At 58.3% G+C, this 17,346-nt stretch carries 13 protein-coding genes and 1 tRNA gene; 9 read left to right on the top strand and 5 right to left on the bottom strand.

All coding sequences use genetic code 11. The annotated features are described in order from the left end of the window. The 6 genes from AB1772_11485 to AB1772_11510 all read left to right on the top strand — a co-directional run. On the top strand, positions 1–1,222 hold a 1,222-nt coding region (locus AB1772_11485; GenBank protein MEW5796968.1), incomplete at its 5' end, for a DUF6418 domain-containing protein. Between the two features lie 4 nt (positions 1,223–1,226). Continuing rightward, entirely contained in the window at positions 1,227–2,357 is a 1,131-nt protein-coding gene (locus AB1772_11490; GenBank protein ID MEW5796969.1) for a glycosyltransferase family 1 protein, read from the top strand. Positions 2,358–2,366: 9 nt separating this feature from the next. After that, positions 2,367–3,125 carry a glycosyltransferase family protein gene (locus AB1772_11495; protein ID MEW5796970.1) on the top strand — a complete coding sequence of 253 codons (759 nt, stop codon included), beginning with the start codon at positions 2,367–2,369 and terminating at the stop codon, positions 3,123–3,125. 217 nt (positions 3,126–3,342) lie between these two features. Next, the gene (locus AB1772_11500) at positions 3,343–4,473 is read left to right on the top strand and encodes a Wzz/FepE/Etk N-terminal domain-containing protein (GenBank protein ID MEW5796971.1); all 1,131 of its coding nucleotides are present in this window, start codon (positions 3,343–3,345) and stop codon (positions 4,471–4,473) included. A gap of 103 nt (positions 4,474–4,576) precedes the next feature. Further along, entirely contained in the window at positions 4,577–5,530 is a 954-nt protein-coding gene (locus AB1772_11505) for a glycosyltransferase (protein ID MEW5796972.1), read from the top strand. Beyond that, positions 5,527–6,501 carry an NAD(P)-dependent oxidoreductase gene (locus AB1772_11510; GenBank protein MEW5796973.1) on the top strand — a complete coding sequence of 325 codons (975 nt, stop codon included), beginning with the start codon at positions 5,527–5,529 and terminating at the stop codon, positions 6,499–6,501. Before AB1772_11505 ends, AB1772_11510 begins: the two co-directional genes overlap by 4 nt. A gap of 58 nt (positions 6,502–6,559) precedes the next feature. Here the strand turns inward: AB1772_11510 and AB1772_11515 are convergent, their stop codons facing one another. Together AB1772_11515 and AB1772_11520 are read right to left on the bottom strand one after the other, a co-directional pair. Beyond that, positions 6,560–7,996, bottom strand: coding sequence for an SdrD B-like domain-containing protein (locus AB1772_11515; GenBank protein ID MEW5796974.1), 1,437 nt, complete (start codon positions 7,994–7,996; stop codon positions 6,560–6,562). Between the two features lie 478 nt (positions 7,997–8,474). Continuing rightward, positions 8,475–9,767 carry an O-antigen ligase family protein gene (locus tag AB1772_11520; GenBank protein MEW5796975.1) on the bottom strand — a complete coding sequence of 431 codons (1,293 nt, stop codon included), beginning with the start codon at positions 9,765–9,767 and terminating at the stop codon, positions 8,475–8,477. A gap of 201 nt (positions 9,768–9,968) precedes the next feature. Here AB1772_11520 and AB1772_11525 point away from each other — a divergent pair. Then, positions 9,969–10,053 (top strand) — tRNA-Tyr (locus AB1772_11525). A gap of 57 nt (positions 10,054–10,110) precedes the next feature. Here AB1772_11525 and AB1772_11530 read toward each other — a convergent pair. The 3 genes from AB1772_11530 to glgP all read right to left on the bottom strand — a co-directional run bounded on the left by AB1772_11530 (position 10,111) and on the right by glgP (position 14,571). Then, on the bottom strand, positions 10,111–11,085 hold the full coding sequence (locus tag AB1772_11530) for an HD domain-containing phosphohydrolase (protein MEW5796976.1): 975 nt from the start codon (positions 11,083–11,085) through the stop codon (positions 10,111–10,113). Between the two features lie 85 nt (positions 11,086–11,170). Further along, entirely contained in the window at positions 11,171–11,845 is a 675-nt protein-coding gene (locus AB1772_11535) for a hypothetical protein (protein ID MEW5796977.1), read from the bottom strand. A gap of 164 nt (positions 11,846–12,009) precedes the next feature. Then, positions 12,010–14,571: an alpha-glucan family phosphorylase gene (gene glgP / locus AB1772_11540; protein ID MEW5796978.1), complete on the bottom strand. Its 2,562-nt coding sequence runs from the start codon at positions 14,569–14,571 to the stop codon at positions 12,010–12,012. Positions 14,572–14,842: 271 nt separating this feature from the next. Here glgP and AB1772_11545 point away from each other — a divergent pair, with 271 nt between their 5' ends. Then, positions 14,843–15,988 carry an ATP-dependent 6-phosphofructokinase gene (locus AB1772_11545; GenBank protein ID MEW5796979.1) on the top strand — a complete coding sequence of 382 codons (1,146 nt, stop codon included), beginning with the start codon at positions 14,843–14,845 and terminating at the stop codon, positions 15,986–15,988. Between the two features lie 69 nt (positions 15,989–16,057). After that, on the top strand, positions 16,058–17,346 hold a 1,289-nt coding region (locus AB1772_11550), incomplete at its 3' end, for an MBL fold metallo-hydrolase (GenBank protein MEW5796980.1).

Consider the following 17,346-nt stretch of genomic DNA (forward strand, 5'->3'; position numbering starts at 1 on the left):
GGTTTCCTGTTTCTACAACGATCTGGGCATATACAACATGGAGCTGTTCGCTTACACCGGAACAACATTTGCGACCAGCCGCCTGGCGTTGTTCTTCATCGTCTTCAATGTTGGATTCTACCTGACCGGGTCGTTCCTGGCCAATCGACCTCTGGTGCGTCGCGACTACACTTTGGTCGCAAAGGACCTTCGCCTGGGCAGCCTTAAAGTCACCGCGTACTTTCTGGCATTGGTTCTGATAGGCTACGTTGTCTTTTCGTACTATGTCGGCGGGATACCCATCCTTCAAGGAATGCAGCGAATCATTTTCCTCCGCGAGGCCGGTCCGGTGCAGCATTTTCTGCTCAGCTATGGGGCGTACATTGCTTTGGCGTTGGGTTACTTTCGGCGACCACGCGGCCGGTTCTCGGTCAACGGCTTCCTACTGGTGCTCATGCTTCTTAATTTGGTCCTGACGGGCCACAAGTTTTCTGCGCTGATCAGGCTTCTCGTGGCCTACTACACGGCCGTGTTTGCCCGGCGATGGGCGGAGAATCCGTCGATGAAGATCTGGCGGGCGCGCTACATCGCCGTTGCCGCCGCCGGTGCCGTTGTACTGCTGGCCGGCGCCTACGCCAGCTACACACTGATGCCCAGCGTGAAAGATGCCGGCAAGCTCCTATTCGATCGCGTGCTCGCACTTCAAGGCCACCTGTGGTGGGCGTCAGACCACAACCTGTTCGCGCATGATCGTTTCGACTCAGATCACTGGCAGGCGGAGTGGGGGGCGATTGTCAGGCTGGGCCAAGTGCCGGAGGGGACGGCCGGCATGAAATACGTGATGATTCAAGCCATCGGCGCCGACAAGGCCTTTCCTGTCTTTGAGACCGGTTATCGCTACACGATGGCCTACCCGGCTATCCTGGTTCTGACGTTCAAGTACCCCGTTGCGCTCGCGCTGCAATTCATGGCCGGATGCCTGCTCGCACTGCTGCTCTACTACCTGCATTACACTCTGAAATATCGCCATTTAATACGAGCTCTGATTGCGCTCAACGTCACGCTCCGCCTGATCGAGGGCGTGCTCGGGACCGGGGATTTTTTCCAGCTGATTGCGCCGGGGAATGCGTTCAAACTGCTTTTCCTGCTGATACTGGAACTCGGTGTTCTGCGGCACGTTTCGTCGATTGCGTCCGCAGGGAGCCGCGAACCGGCTGGACATGTCGCGGGCAAGCCGGGCTGAGTCTATGTCCGCGCGCCTGGTCATAAATGCCACTATCCTGAACCAGCCGAGACAGACCGGCCTGGGGATATATACCGCCAACCTGCTGCCGCCGCTGCTTCGGTGGGCTGCCGAAGACACGAACTTCAGTGAAATCGTAATCGCGGGAACGCCGGATTCCCTGCGAGAGTCTCTCGGTCCGGCCCTGGATCACCCCAAAACAGGGGTACACGAGATCCCGACCGTCAGTCCGTTTCGTCGTCTCTGGCACCTCGATCGATTAGTGATGGCCGAAAGAAAACGCGCAGGCTGCGTGGTGTTCTATTCACCGACCCACCACGGCGTGGTGCGTGGCGGCATCATACAGGTGATCACCGTTCACGACCTGTTCGCGCGAATCTTCCCGCACAACTACCGGCGGCAGTACTACTATTTCCGATGGTACGTGCCGCGGATTCTCGCCAACACCTCCCGGGTGATAGTCGACTCCGAATGTACCGGGGCTGACCTGCGGCGGTTCTATACCCGCTGTCCCGCGATTGATGTTGTGCATGCGGCCGTACGGGAAGATCTGTCGTCCAAAACGTTATCTGAAGTCTTGTCCCTGCGCGACCAGAGGTTTTTCCTGTTCCTCGGTGCGACATTTCCCTACAAGAACTGCCTCAGACTAATCGACGCATTCGCTGAATATCGAAAGACCGGTTCTGCCCGGTTGGTATTCGTTGGCGGGAGGGACGAGTATACTGATAGGCTGCAGCGACATCTGGAGCAGAAACACGCGGGATTGATCGGCGACGTGATCTTCGTTGAGTATGCCTCGGTTTCGGAATTAGTATGGCTCTTTCGCCACGCGATCGCGTTGATGTTGACCACGCTTTACGAAGGATTCGGCCTGCCGGCTCTCGAGGCCATGGCCTGCGATTGTCCGGTTATCGCCTCGCGCGCCGGTTCGCTGCCGGAGGTGTGCGACGAGGCGGCATTGTTTGTCAACCCGACCGACACCGCAAGCATTACGCGAGCTATGCTCGAAGTCGAAAGGGACAGCGCCATTCGAGAACGATTGATCCAGGCAGGGCAGGAGAACGTCCGGAGATTCAGTTGGGACAAATCGGCGGAGAAAGTGTATCGTGTCCTGCGGAGCTGTCTGAGCCCGTAGGTTCAGGGTATGACCGTGAAACGCGTAATAATCATACAGGCGAGAATGACCTCGACCCGCCGCCCCGGCAAGGTGCTGGCCGATCTTGAGGAGCGGCCCATGCTCGTGCAACAGATCTTCCGCCTGCGCCATTGCCGCTCGGTGGATCAGATCGTGCTGGCGACAACAACCAACGCCACCGATGATCCCCTGGTAGCGCTCGCCGAGGCCGAACGGCTCGGCTATTATCGCGGAAGCGAGTACGACGTGCTCTCGCGTTATTACGAAGCCGCTGCTCAGTTTGCCGCGGACATGATCGTGCGGATCACCGCCGACTGCCCACTGATCGACGCGGCGATCGTCGACCGGGTCATCGACGAGCTGGTCGCTAGTGGGGGGGCATACGCCTATGCCTGCAATGTGATCGAACGCACCTATCCGAGGGGACTCGATGTCGAAGCGATGGCCCGCGACACACTCGAAAAATGCCATCGCATGGCCACATCAGCCGAGGATCGCGAGCATGTAACCTCGTTCATCAGGCGCGACCGCACCGGGCTGTTCACCATCCGCTCGGTCAAAGACACCCAGGACAACTCCGATCTGCGGTGGACAGTCGATACCGAGAGCGATCTCGCTCTTGTTCGTCGCATATACCACGAGATGGACCTGGGCCGGGTCTACCGTGCGTATCCGGATATCCTCGCTTATGTTCGCGCGCACCCGGAGCTGACGAAAGCCAATCTTGATAGCCACACTTGGGACCCGATGAACGGTCGTCAGAAGTAACCTCTTGTAGCTGCACGTAAGGTCCGCTGGGAAGTGGTTTCCCAGGGCGCCGGAACTTCGTTCCGGCGGAGCTATCTCTGCCCAAACCCGCTATCGAAAACACTTCAAAAGAACTGTATATCTAATTGAATCGCACGCACTTACTTGTAGGCGAATCTCGATACTGAACGGCATGGCATTTGATTGTTGCCTGAGCTAAAGAATACTCGGGCTATCTATGACAGGAAAGTTCACGATCAGAAACTCGGCTCAGGCATCGTCGCCGCAGACCCAGGACAGTGTCTCCGACGCCACCCAGTACCGATATGAGGTAGACCTCCCGGCTCTGGCGACGCTGCTTTTACGGCGGCGGCGTTGGATTGTGGGAGTGGTCGGTTTGGTCAGTGTCCTGACCGCGGTGGTCATGCTTCTTACTCCCAATCAGTACACGTCGACCGCCGTGATACTGCCCTCGGGCGGGTCGAGCGGCTTCTCCGCCCTCAAAGCTATGGCCGGATTGGCCGGTATGGACGGCGGCGAAGACGCTAACTCGTCCACTCTCTTCCCGGTCATTCTCCGTTCCAAACTGGTTAGTGATTCACTCCTTGGAAAGTCATACTTGTTTTCCGACTACAGTGGTGTGATTACTGTCTCCCTGCCGGAGTACTTTGACGAGACCGATCCCGATCGTCAGCGCCGGATGCTCGCGAAGATCACGTCGATAGACACTGACTCGCGGACCGGCGAAATCACCTTGCGTGTGGAAACCAAATATGCCGCGCTTTCGCAGGCGCTCGTGACGGAATACCTGACCCAACTGGAGAACTTCAATCTCTATAGCCGTCGCTCCGAGGCCCGCGAGCGGGTCCGCTACCTCAGCCGCGAACTCGAAACACGTCAAGTTGAACTTCGCGCGGCCGAGGACTCGTTGGAGGCCTACCAGAGCCGCAATCGAAACTGGGCTGCTACCAGTAGTCCGCCCCTGCTCAAGGAACTGGCCAGGCTCAAGCGCGATGCCGAGGCCAAAGCCACCACCTACGCCTACCTCCTCCAGGAGTACGAAATCGCCAAGCTCGATGCCCAGAAGGATGTGCCGGTGGTCAGAATACTGGACACGGCATCGCTTCCTACGCTGAAATCGGGCCCGCATCGCACGCTGACTGTACTGGCGGTGTCGACGATCGCCTTCGTTCTCGTGGTCCTCGCGATTTTTGGCCTCGAAATAGCCAGGCAGATCAGTCGTGGTTCGAGTCAGGATACCCAGCGTGAGCTCCGCAATCTCCTGGAATCGAGTTTCCCTCGCAGCCGACGGGTCTATGCGCGGGTGCATGAGCGCTTTCGTCGTCAGCCGATTTCGGTGGACAAATAACCCCTCCCCCTTTTTCTTTTCGGACAGCTTGCCGATCGAACGGAATCGATCGGTCTGTGAATTTATAGGATTGTCAGCACTCGTGTCTCACAGGCCACACTCATTGCCGATTGTTGCACTTCGCACCGCGCTGATTCTGCCGACCCTGAATGCCGAGTGCGACCTTCCTGCGTGGCTTGCCGCCCTCAAATCTCAAACCTTCCTGCCGGACAAGCTGTTGCTCGTGGATTCGTCTTCGTCCGACAGCACAGTCCAAATCGCGAAGGACTTCGGTTTTGACATTCATGTCATCGACAGGCAGTCCTTCTCCCACGGTGGCACCCGCCAGGAGTGTGTCGAACGGTTGGCAGATTCCGAACTGCTGATCTTCCTTACCCAGGATGCAATCCTGGCCACACCCGAATCCCTCGCGCGGCTGATTCAGTGGTTCGATGACCCCCAGGTTGGAGCAGCTTACGGACGGCAGTTACCTCGGCAGTACGCCGACCCGATTGAAGCCCATGCTCGCTTATTCAACTACCCTGACCAGACCTCCGTGAGAACTCGCGCTGATATCGCGCGTCTCGGTTTGAAAACGTCATTCATATCGAACTCCTTTGCGGCGTGGCGTCGCCGGGCGCTGCTCGAGGTCGGCGGCTTTCCTCTCGACACTATTCAGAATGAGGATACATTTGCGGCTTCCCGAATGATTCTCGCCGGATGGAAAGTTGTCTACGAGGCAGGCGCGGCGGTCTACCACTCCCACCCGTTTACAATCAGGCAGGAATTCCGTCGCTACTTCGACATTGGCGTCTTTCATGCTCGCGCGCCCTGGATACGGCGGGAGTTCGGCGGAGCCGGCGGCGAGGGCATCAGGTTCATCTGCTCGCAAATGAGCTACCTGCGGAAAGTGAGGCCCTGGGCAATACCGTCGGCGATCTTGCGCGCCGCGATGAAACTTATCGGGTACCGCCTTGGAGCCGGCGAGCAGTGGCTGCCCTCATGGTTCAAGCGATATCTCAGTGCCAACAAGTCGTACTGGAAACAGACACAACCGGCGGAGGAGAGGCATACGTGAGACGGTGCGTCATATTCGGTGGATCAGGGTTCATCGGCACGCACATGGCCCGGCATTTTCTTCGCACCGGGCGGTTTCAGCACGTCCATCTCGCCGATATAGCTCCCTGCTCTCTTGACGGAGCGCCCGGAATATCATACTCGCTGACCGACGTGCGTCACCCCATATCTCGCGATCTCGTAGTCGAGCCGCCTGATTGGATATTCAACCTGGCGGCTATTCACCGGGAACCGGGCCACGAACCTTACGAGTACTACGAGACGAATCTGGCAGGGGCGCGCAACGTGTGTGCCTACGCCGAGGCGATCGGCTGTCACAATATCTACTTCACGAGTTCCATATCGGTTTACGGCCCGGTCGATAAGCCCACCACCGAGCAGTCACCCATCAGGCCGATCACCCCGTACGGCGGCTCCAAGTATCCGGCTGAGTGCATCCACGAGGGATGGCAGCACGCCGGCGCGGGGCGGCGGTTGGTGATCTGCCGGCCCGGTGTTGTCTACGGTCCGGGCGATCCGGGCAACATCATGCGGATGATCCGCGCGATCCGCAAAGGCTACTTCGCCTTTCCCGGCAGCCCCCGCATTTACAAATCCTACGCATACATCTACGGATTGCTCGACAGCGTAGACTTTGTACTCGATCTGGATCGCCCCACCCTGGTTTATAACTATGTCGAAACACCGACCCAACCCCTTTATGAGATCGTATCTCAGATCAAGACCTTTCTCGGCCGCGACGCGCTGGTGCTGCCATTACCCCTCGCCATATTGCTGCCCATTTCGAGCGGAATTCAACGCCTGGTCGGCGGCAAGAGTCCGATCCACCCCGTCCGCGTGAGAAAAGCGGCAACACCGACCCACATCGTGCCACAGACGCTGATTGATCTCGGGTTTTCCTTCGAATACGACTTCGCGACGTCACTCCATCACTGGAAGTCCGTCTCGCCTCAGGACTTCGACTTTTCCTGACAAAAGAAAACCCGCAGGAGATAACTCCTGCGGGTTTGTTGTGTGTCAGTGATCTGACTTATTCGTCGTTACCGTCGCCGATGATGTCGCAGTGACCGGGGCCGATAATACCGTTGTTGTAGTTATCGAGCATTGTCAACCAGGCCAGAACATTCTTCTTCTGCGTCTTGGACAGCGAGTTCCAGTTCAAGTAGTAACGATTGGCCAGGAAGGCATCAGCCGCCGCAATCGTGCCGGCGATAGCGCTGCCGTCGGCGCCGTTGGCAATATTCAACTTGGCCGCCAGCAACTGAGCGTACAGCTTGGTGATACCGTTAGTCGGAGTACCGTACACCTGCATAGTCAGGATGTCATAAGCAATCTGAACGGTATTCACGTAGATGCTCCGGGCGCCGCCGGCAGTACCGAGCCAGATCGGGAGGAACTGCGAGAGGTAATCGGGCTGTGGACCGAACCCGGCATGGTTCTTCCAATAGCCGATTGTCAGCGAGCAACCCTCCGGAGGCGGGGGCATATAGAGACCGGCATCCCAGGTCAGGTCGTTCTCGCCGCCCTCGAGCGTCGTGCAAATGGTCATCCCGTTGGCAGGGTTAACATCGCTGTCCAGTGCGTCATCGCCGCCCTGATCCTGCGGGCTGAACACGAAACCGAGCGGAGCGACAAAGTGAACGTTGTAGTTGCCCGGCATCAGGTTGCTGAACAAGTAGTAACCGCTGGCATTGGTAACGGCGGTGGCCAGAATGTTACCGGCGCAGTCCATCAGGTGGACCGTCACGCCGGGAATACCAACTTCGCCGGCATCCTGAATCCCGTTCTCGTTGTCATCGTACCATACGAAGTCACCCAGCGAGGCCACTTCCGGTACCGGCGGGACATCGAAGCGCAGCAGGGCCTGCTTCTCGAGCTCACCGATCGCCGGCCAGCCGACAAACATGGTGTTGATCAGGCCGAAGTTGTCGTTGGGGAGGTTTTCAGCAATCGACGCGTCGCCGGTGCACGGATACTGGACACAGACCGGGCCGCCCGCGGTCGAGTAGCACACCTCCAGGTACGGCTGGTTGGTCGCGTTCTCACGGCTGTAAATCCAGGTGCGGGGAACTTCCTGGAATCCCTGCTTGAGCAGGACGCCGAAGTTGGAGTAGCTTCCGTCCGACCAGGCGGTCACCAGGGCCGTCAGGTTGACCGTCCTCCAGCCCGGAGAATCGGCCAGGAATGAACCTTCCGCCGCTCCGTTGAAGGCGCCGCCGAAGTTGTTCCACGTCACGGCGGCTTCCGCCCAATCGGCGGTTACCTGGTGAGTGGTCACGTTGTGACCGCTCGACTGCCATACGTAGACATACAGCGTCGCGGACGTCACTGCGTCACCCGCCGCCGGCACGTAAGCGGCCGAGAGGTCGGGGCCGATCAGATTGGTCTGATCCGGGTCCTGCGAACAGCCTGCGATCATGATCGCGGCGACTATTGGCAGGACTAACAGTTTGCTTGCTTTGAGCACGTTTGGCCTCCTAAAAAGGTGATTAGTTATATCTGGTTTTATGCAACACTATGTATACAGTTATGCAAACACATGTCAAAACTGTGCCTACTGATCAACGTAAACCGATGCTTTTCTTTAAGAAGCTGCCAATTACCGAACTTTGAAGCAACGCTGGTGCCAAGCCCCGGATCGTGCCCGTGATCGTGGCCGACTCGGAGGGAGGCGGGCGGTACCGAGATTGCCGGACAGGGTCGCCCGACAGCACACGCAACACCCTCCGTTTAGAGGTGCCTTGCGTGCCTCCCGGTGCGTCAGGGAGCGGGGGTGGACCCATTGATACTCAGCAGGCGAGGCCGCAGTGGACGGGGATGTCTACCACGCACGGAGCGGGTCGCGCTGGTGCGGCCTGGTCCACGATCAAGTTGGGTACAGGCGTTACCATGCACCGATTAGAAGGGAGTGCGGGAGATGTTCTCTCAGTCTGCCTCGCGCGAGGTCAAGCGGTCGATTCCTGCGGGTTCCAGGCGAACGACCAGAGAACCAACAGAATCTGGCGGAGTTCCTCGTCGGCGAAAGCCGCTTCGGTCATCGATCCCGCCAGGAATACGACAGATGCGGCCAATCCGGCGAGGCTGAGCGCGCGGCCAAAAGGCAAACCGTCTGGTAGCCGCCCGACCTGCCAGAACCTCCGCAGGGCAACTATCCAGATTGCCAGATAAAAGATCACCGCCGGAATGCCTGCTATGGCGGCGACGTGTAAGAAGTCGTTATGGGCGTGCCCCATACCTTTCGAGTCCCGAAGCTCCGGCGCGAGACTTTCGAGGTATGATTCGCCAAAATTCCCAGGGCCGCTGCCGAAGATTGGATTCTCCTCAGCGATGGCCAGCGAGTGCTCCCAGATAAACAGACGCCCGGCTGGGTTATCGACGCGCCAATCGTTGGTTATGCGCTGTGTAAAAACACCGGCCAGCCCGGGAGATAAAATCAGCGCCATGAGGCAGACAGCCGCCAGCCCGATCAGCGTCCAGCGTAACTGCCCCATCAGCCACCCGACTGCGATCAAACCGACACCAAGGGCAAGCATCGGCCCACGGCTGTTGCACAACGCCGAGGCCGCCAGCCCGGCCAGTGTCGCTGCTATCAGAATACGGCCATACCAGTTTCTTCTTTGGCCTGCGTTCATCCGGCGAAACCAGGCGGCTATCAAAGTCAGGAAGAAGGTGCTCAGCGTGACTACGAAAAAGCCGTAGGTAAGCGGGTGCGAGAAGTTGCCGGATAACCGCCAGTTGTCACCGGCGCGATGAATCGGCTGAGCAGCCCTAAAGTGAAAACCGGTGAAGTGCTGGACGATCCCGTACGCAGAAATCATCAGGAGCGCCAGGGCGAGAAGGAGCAGCAATCGTCGACGGTAGACCTGGTTCCGGTTTAGATACACGCCGATCGGTACGATCACCAGCAGCCATTCCTCGCGGATGTTGTTTAACGAGCGCAGGGGATTCTCGTTGACCAGCGATACCAGCACGAGCCAGAACAGATATAGCCCCCAGGCAGCAAAAAGTGGCCGTAAGTTTGCTCCGGCAAGAGCGCCGCGTTCGGTTATAAGTATCGCCCCGAAAACCAGGACCGCAATCCCCAACGCTGTCTGGGCCAGGGCGATGGAAAACGACGAAAAAAACAGGAAAAGCCCGAAGAAGACGATGAGAATCAGAGAAAGCACTTTGACGTGGCGATTGGGCGGATGCGCGTCGGCGATTTCTCCGGACGCCTGAAGCCTGAACTTTTGGCCCATGAGAGCGTAAGGTACCGGTGTTCGTTGACACTCACAAGGATTGTTTGGGCCAGAGTAGCTGGGTTAGCTGCGCGCTTTTCGGAGGTCGCGGCGATACCCGGCGCAGGCATTTGATTTTTGGATTGATTTTACCTACTCGGTTGGTATATTGCCGCTCCCCGAAAACAGGGGACCGCGGCTGATCGCCTTTTGCCGCGTCGTGGTGGGGTTCCCGAGTGGCCAAAGGGAACAGACTGTAAATCTGTCGGCGAAGCCTTCGAAGGTTCGAATCCTTCCCCCACCACCATATGTGTAAGTCTATCGGGCAGGGTCGCCTGCCAGCACGTTTCACGACTGGGGAGGATTAAGGTTTCTTTGGGACCAGCATCCGGGCGAACTGCTCGAGCAGGTTGCGGTCGAACGCCCCCTGGTCGGCGAACATACTCCTGAGTGCGGGGTAGGCGTCGATAGCCGAGCGGTATGACCGCTGCGTAGTCATGGCGTCGAACACGTCGGCGATCGCCGTGATCTTTCCGTAGATGTGAATCCCGGAACCGTCGATGGCGAGCGGATACCCGGTTCCGTTTTCGCGCTCGTGATGTTGGATCACCGGCAGGTAGGAATCTTTCTCAATCATATCTGTTGAGCTGAGGATCTCGTGTCCCCAGCAGGGATGCTGTCGTACCTGCTCGAACTCGGCCTCCGACAACTGCCCCTTCTTGTTCAGGATGGCGTCATCGATCCTGGTTTTGCCGATGTCGTGCAGCAGGGTGCCGGTGCCGAGAACTTTCAGGTCTTTTGGATTGCGGATCCCGACATACTGCGCCAGGGCGATCGATAGGGCACAGACATTCACCGAATGGGTGTAAGTGGAGTAATCAAATGACATCACACGCAGAAGGCTCTCGAATGCCGCCCGCCCGGTCAGAACGAAGCCTACTGTGGATGCCACCAGCTCCTGGCTCCGCCGGATGTTCTCGCCCATGGTCGGTCGGGCAAACAGATCTTCCATAAGCAGTTTGGCGCAGTCATAGACTATTCCAGCCCGAACACTTTCTGTTAGCGATTGATCGGTGGCTATTTCACTGAGATGCTTTTCGAGATAGGTGTGATACGCGCGGCGGTCCCGTCCGGCCACGTACAGCCGGGTGATGCCGCCGTCGAGCAACGCCTGGTGTGATTCCCCCGAAAACGGAGTGCAGGCGGAGTTATAAAGCACGATCCCGCTGGCGCACTCGATATACAAGTCGAACTCCGGCGCCGTGCCGGGCCGAAGAGCATCTCGGTAAACCGGCAGGTATCCTCCGTTGACCAGGTCTCGAGTTGAAACTGAATCCATCCTTGACCCCAAATGGAATCATCGGCTGGTTTGCCGTCGATCTTAAGGGGCAACTGGGCCATTCCCCGCCTGGGCCGTCGGCCGGCTACGACTTGCCGATCTGACTGTTGAATTCGACCGGGGAGAGTTCCTGCTCCAATTTGGAGCTGACGTTCAAGCGGAAGTAGCGGCGGACCGGCTGACCGCTGGTCTTCAATTCGGTCCGGTAGTAGATCCACTCCTGGCCGGGACGCAGACTGATTTCATCGAAGAAGACGTTGTCAGGCGTCTCTACCTTCTCACAGACTCCGGGGAACCGTCGCTCCAAGAAAAGAGTCGCGCCGGGCGTGACGGCTATCCGAACTCTGATCGACAGCGTTCCTCTGGTGGCGAGACTTAGATAGGTGCCGGCAAACGTGGCGTTGGCCAGACCGAGCGAGATGCCCTCACGTTCGAGGCCCTGCAGGTCACGGTGGAGTCGGAGGAGACGGTCCAGTGAAAGGGGCGGGGAGAACTTCAGGACGATGTTGTCGAAATCGCAAACTCGTACCGAACCCACCTGTTGGCAATTGGTGCGCTCGTAATTGGCGCAGTCGACGCTGCCGTACCGATTGAGTACGGCGCACACTCGCAGCCACTGGTTCTCACTCGGGTCGCCCTCGTGGGCCACGGCACGGATGTTCAGCGTGATTTGATCAAAAGCAGGAGCTTGTTTTCGGGGCTGGAGGGTGGCGCAACTGCACAGGAACAGGGCAAGGACGATAATCTTCGTCGCGCGCACGCAGGGACTGACCATGAGGCCGATGATACGATGGCGGAGTTACGAATCAACTAATTTTGCTGAGATTCCGGCGCTGGTCGACGAAGGAGTTTTCGGTGGCCCACCCACCTTCGGGCGGGATTGGCAGCCGTATCGCAGGATGCGGAGCACTACATTACTGTTCGTCACCACCAGCTTATCAGCTTGGGGCGGCAGGTATGGAGCAGATTGTCGTTGCGGGGTACTACGCGCGCCGTAATGCCAAGGCGGCCCGATTCGTAGCAAATCACCTCACCGCGATAGACGTAGATCCCTCGATCGCCTTCGTGCGAGCCGTTGAGCGCGGCCGCCGATGGTGCAAAGTCGAGAAACTGTTCTTGGGAGTTGATCTGGCCGGCGACCACCTGCACGGTGACATCGTCGGGGGTGATCTCACCCAGATCGACTTTCATGCTGACCTCGACCCGTTCGCCCACCTGTACCGTGCCGCCGGCGTTGGGGAAGTCAATGTCGCGGATATTTATCCGGTCCCAACTTCGGGTGATCCGGTCGACCCAGGCGGTAACTTCCCTGGTCAACACGAAGCTGTTCTCTCGGAGTTTCCGCGACGACTCGATAGCCGGTGCATAGAACTGGTTCGTGTAGTCCATCAGCATCCGGTGCGCCGAAAAGTGTTCGCCGGTTTTGTGAATGGCGGCTTTCATTTTGGCCAGCCATTCCTCCGGGATGTCAATACCGCTCCGGTCGTAGAAGAGCGGCACGATCTCCCGTTCGAGCGCGTTGTACAGAGCTTCGGCTTCGAGTTGATCCTGGCTCTTCACGTTGTCATATTCTTCACCGTTGCCGATCTTGAACCCGCTCTCGTCGTCGTACCCCTCCACCCACCAACCGTCAAGCACCGAAAGGTTCAGCACACCGTTGAGGGCGGCTTTCATGCCGGAGGTTCCGGACGCCTCCTGGGGCCGTCGCGGGTTGTTCAACCATACGTCGGATCCCTGCACCAGATAGCGCGCGACATTGATATCGTAATCCTCGAGGAAGATGATTCGGTTGCGGAACCGAGGCTCCGAAGAGTACGCGATGATGTGCTTGATGATCTCCTTGCCGGGTGTGTCCAGGGGATGGGCCTTGCCGGAGATTATTATCTGCACCGGGCGGTCCTCGTCGTTGATTATCTTGTCTAACCGGTCAGGATCGGAGAAGATCAGGTCGCCGCGCTTGTAGGTGGAAAATCGACGCGCGAAGCCGATCGTCAGAATTTGCGGGTCCAGATACTGGTCCGCTCTTTGAATCTCAGCGTAGCTGGCTCCGCGCCTCTGCAGCTGCATTTTTAAGCGCTTGCGGGCAAAATAGACGAGGCGTTCGCGACGCCGGTTGTGCACTCGCCATAGCTCAACGTCCGGGATGTTGTGAACCTTCTGCCAGACTTCCGGGGCGCCGGGCTGCTCAATAAACTTCGGTCCGAAATAAGATTCGTACAAGTCCTTTACGTCGTGGGAAATCCACGATGCCGGATGCACGCCGTTGGTGATCGCCCGAATCGGTACCTCCTGGCTGGGGAGGTTGGGCCAGATGTTGTGCCACATCTCGCGTGAGACCCGGCCGTGCAGTTCCGAGACACCGTTACAAAACGCTGATGACTTGAGCGCAGCTACTGTCATGCCGAAGTGCTCGGCGTCGTCGCTCGGATTCACCCGGCCAATAGCCAGAAATTGGTTCCATTCCATGCCGAGTTGCGCCACGGTTTCACCCAGATACCGACGGATCAACACCGGATCGAACTTCTCGTTGCCGGCCGGCACCGGCGTGTGCGTGGTGAATACCGTGGTCGACCAGACAAACTGTATTGCCTCAGCCAGCGTCAGGCCGTGATCCTTAATCAGGTGGCGAAGTCTCTCCAATGTGAGAAACCAGGAGTGGCCTTCGTTGCAGTGCACCATGGCGGCGCTGACACCGAGTGCCCGGAGCGCCAGTATGCCGCCGACACCCAGCACGATCTCCTGGCGGATTCTCATATCCTTGTCGCCGCCGTACAGCACCGAGGTTATCTCACGCGCTTTGGACGAGTTTTCGGGAATATTTGTGTCGAGCAGGTAAAGAGGTATCAGGCCCACCCTGACTTTCCAGATCTGGATCTGCACCGGCACGTTATCGAGCACCAACGAGACCCTCACGGGCTGGCCGTCCTGGTCCTTCACGAGCTGGACCGGCATGTGGTACCAGTCGTTTTCCTCGTAGCGCTCCTGCTGCCAGCCATCGGCGGAAAGAATCTGGCGAAAATACCCGTAGCGGTACAACAACCCGACAGCGACCATCGGCAAGCCGAGATCGGATGCCGACTTCAGGGTATCGCCGGAAAGTACACCCAGACCGCCGGAATAAACCGGAAGGCCGGTGTCGAGCCCGTATTCGAGCGAAAAGTAGACAATGTGTTCTCCCTCGAGCGTGCCATGCTTGAAATGGAACCAGCGCTCCCGCTTAAGATACTCCTGATATTGGTTGTAAACCCGATCCAGACTGGCAATGAAAGCCTCGTCGGACGCAGCTTCTTCAAGTCGCTGCTGCGGGAGCTTGGACAGCATGACCACCGGGTTTTGGTAGCACTTCTCCCACATGTCGGCGTCGAGACGGATGAACAGGCGGACGACATCCCAGCTCCAGGAATACCAGAGGTTATTGGCCAGTTCCTCGAGCCGGGCCAGGCGGGCCGGCAGTTTGGGGAGAACCAGAAGTTGTTTTACGCGCATAAGTTGGTACCGTCCAATGCTTCGCGATCCGGTAGGTTAAACCTAATGTTATTATCGTTAGTTCGGGGTCTGGGCAACAACAAATTCCACATAATCACGGCGGTCGGGCAAGGTCGCCAGACCGCGCGAGGCCCAGTAGGTTTGCCAAGTTAGCGTACTTCAGCCACGCGGAGAAGCAGCCGGTCCCGCTTTTTATGTTACAAAATCGGTTGATCCGGCGTAAGGTTGAGCCGATCATACCGTTACCGGGAAAGATTAGGATTACGGTCTTATGAAACAATCCAAGCGTGTCGGCATTCTCACCGGCGGGGGCGATTGCCCCGGCCTCAACGCGGTTATCAGCGCGGTTGTCAAAACCGCCGAGCGTGATTACGATTGGGAAGTTGTTGGTTTTCTCGACGGTTACGAGGGAATTATCGAGAATCGCTTTATCAACCTCGGGCCCAAAGACGTGTCCGGAATCATGGCTCTCGGCGGCACGATTCTGGGGACGTCCAATCGCGCCGATCCGTTCCGCTTCCCCGTGCTGCAGGACGAAGACTATGTGTATCTGGATCGTTCTTCCCAGGCGGTCCGCAATTTCGAAGCACTGGGGCTCGATGCTTTGATCGCGATCGGCGGCGACGGCACCATGGCGGCATCGGCTGGTATGATTGACAAAGGGATGCCCATCGTGGGTGTGCCGAAGACCATTGATAATGATCTCTGGGGGACCGATGTTACCTTTGGCTTCGACTCGGCGATGTCGGTGGCCACTGAGGCCATTGATCGAATTCACACGACTGCCCAGTCGCACCACCGCATAATGATTGTGGAAGTCATGGGTCGGTACGCCGGCTGGATTGCACTCGGTGCGGGCCTTGCGGGTGGAGGCGACATAATCCTCATCCCAGAGGTGCCATACGATATCGAGGCTGTCTGCGACCGAATCAAAGAGCGAAACTCGCGTGGAAAGCGCTTTTCTATTGTGGTGATAGGCGAGGGCGCCAAGCCGATCGGCGGCAGCATGGTGGTCAAACGTCGTGTAGCCAACTCGCCCGATCCGGTGCGACTCGGCGGTATCTCATACCAGTTGGCATCGCAGCTCGAGGGACTTCTCAATATCGAGGCACGAGTAACCGTGCTGGGGCATCTCCTGAGAGGCGGCTCGCCGACCGCGTTTGATCGTGTTCTGGCAACTCGCTTTGGTGTCGAGGCCATGCACCAGGTGGCCGAGGGGAACACCGGCAAAATGGTAGTTTTGAGAGACGGCCGGACCGGCACGGTGCCAATCACAGAAGTCGCCGGCAAAATCCGCCGGGTGAGTGCGGATCATCCCTGGGTGCGGACTGCTATGTCCATCGGTGTATCGCTCGGGTTTGGTACCGAGGTGCCGATCGAACAGGCCTTCGAAGGGGCTCCCGTTGGCAAGCGGTAGTCGGCTCTCGGGCACAGCTCGGGTATCACCATCATTGAAGACCAACGACAGATCCCGGAGCGCGACCCATTGGCGACACTGACCTTCCACGGTGCGGCCGAGACCGTCACTGGTTCTAAATACTTGCTTGAGTTGGGTGGACACTCTGTCCTGATAGATTGCGGCGTGTTCCAGGGTCCGCGCGATCTGAGAGTCAGAAACTGGGAGCCGCCCGCGTTCGATCCCCGATCCCTCGACGCCGTCATCCTGACTCACGCCCATATCGATCATATTGGCTTCCTTCCGCGCCTTGTGCGCCAGGGGCTTGGCAAAACTGTGTTCGCGACACCGCCCACCGCCGATCTGGCCGAGATATCGCTTCTGGACAGCGCCGAGATACAGGAAGAAGACGCCGCCTGGCGCAACAAGAAGAGACTTACCCGGCACGAGAAAGCGCTGCCGTTGTTCACGACCGACGACGCACGGGCGGCTATCAAGCTGTTCAAACCGGCGCCATTCGGCCAGTGGCACCCGCTCAGTAAGCAACTGCGTTTCCGGTTTCACCCGGCCGGGCATATCCTCGGGGCGGCTGGGGTGGAAATCGAATACTCGGAAAACGATCGTAAGTCGTCGATCCTGTTTTCGGGTGACATCGGTCGCTACGGCAACCCGCTTACGGTCGATCCGGCCGAGCCTCCTGAGTTCGATTACCTGGTGTGCGAATCGACCTACGGCGCGCGCCTTCACCCGCCGGAGGATCCGAGAGCGATGCTCATCGAGCTCATAAACGACGTGGTAAAGCGCAAGAGCGTTCTGCTGGTGCCGGCATTCGCTGTAGGACGGGCCCAGCAGGTCGTATATTTGATAAACGAGCTCACATCTTATGGACTGGTGCCGCCGATAGATATTCATATAGATTCGCCCATGGCAGTAGTGGCGACTGATGTTTACATCAAGTACAAGGGTCAGCAGGGAGTCGACCTCAGTAAGCTGGGCGGCAAAGAGTGCCTGCTCAGCAGCCGGAATGTCCACCTTCACCGGAAACGGGAATCGTCGAAGATGCTCAACAAGCTCAAAGGGCCCGCGGTGATTATCTCGTCGAGTGGGATGCTGACCGGCGGGCGCATCATGCACCACCTGATGCAGCGGCTGCCGGATCCGACGGCCACGGTCGCCCTGGTCGGATTCATGGCGGCCGGCACCAGGGGACGGCAACTGGCCGAGGGCGCTGCCGAGATCAGCATCCATAACCACCCTGACAAAGTACACGCCGGGGTGGTTCATTTCCACGGTTTATCCGGCCACGCAGATTTCTATGAAATCTTGCACTGGCTGGAGCCGGTGAAAACACCGCCGCGCATGGTGTTTGTGACGCATGG

The organism is Candidatus Zixiibacteriota bacterium, from assembly GCA_040752815.1.
GTDB lineage: Bacteria > Zixibacteria > MSB-5A5 > GN15 > FEB-12 > JAGGTI01.

Bases quoted from the DNA above. Each gene is read 5' to 3' on its own strand.
- AB1772_11520 (MEW5796975.1), bottom strand. From the start codon at position 9,767: ATGGGCCAAAAGTTCAGGCTTCAGGCGTCCGGAGAAATCGCCGACGCG.
- glgP (MEW5796978.1), bottom strand. From the start codon at position 14,571: ATGCGCGTAAAACAACTTCTGGTTCTCCCCAAACTGCCGGCCCGCCTG.
- AB1772_11495 (MEW5796970.1), top strand. From the start codon at position 2,367: ATGACCGTGAAACGCGTAATAATCATACAGGCGAGAATGACCTCGACC.
- AB1772_11500 (MEW5796971.1), top strand. From the start codon at position 3,343: ATGACAGGAAAGTTCACGATCAGAAACTCGGCTCAGGCATCGTCGCCG.
- AB1772_11490 (MEW5796969.1), top strand. From the start codon at position 1,227: ATGTCCGCGCGCCTGGTCATAAATGCCACTATCCTGAACCAGCCGAGA.
- AB1772_11530 (MEW5796976.1), bottom strand. From the start codon at position 11,085: ATGGATTCAGTTTCAACTCGAGACCTGGTCAACGGAGGATACCTGCCG.
- AB1772_11545 (MEW5796979.1), top strand. From the start codon at position 14,843: ATGAAACAATCCAAGCGTGTCGGCATTCTCACCGGCGGGGGCGATTGC.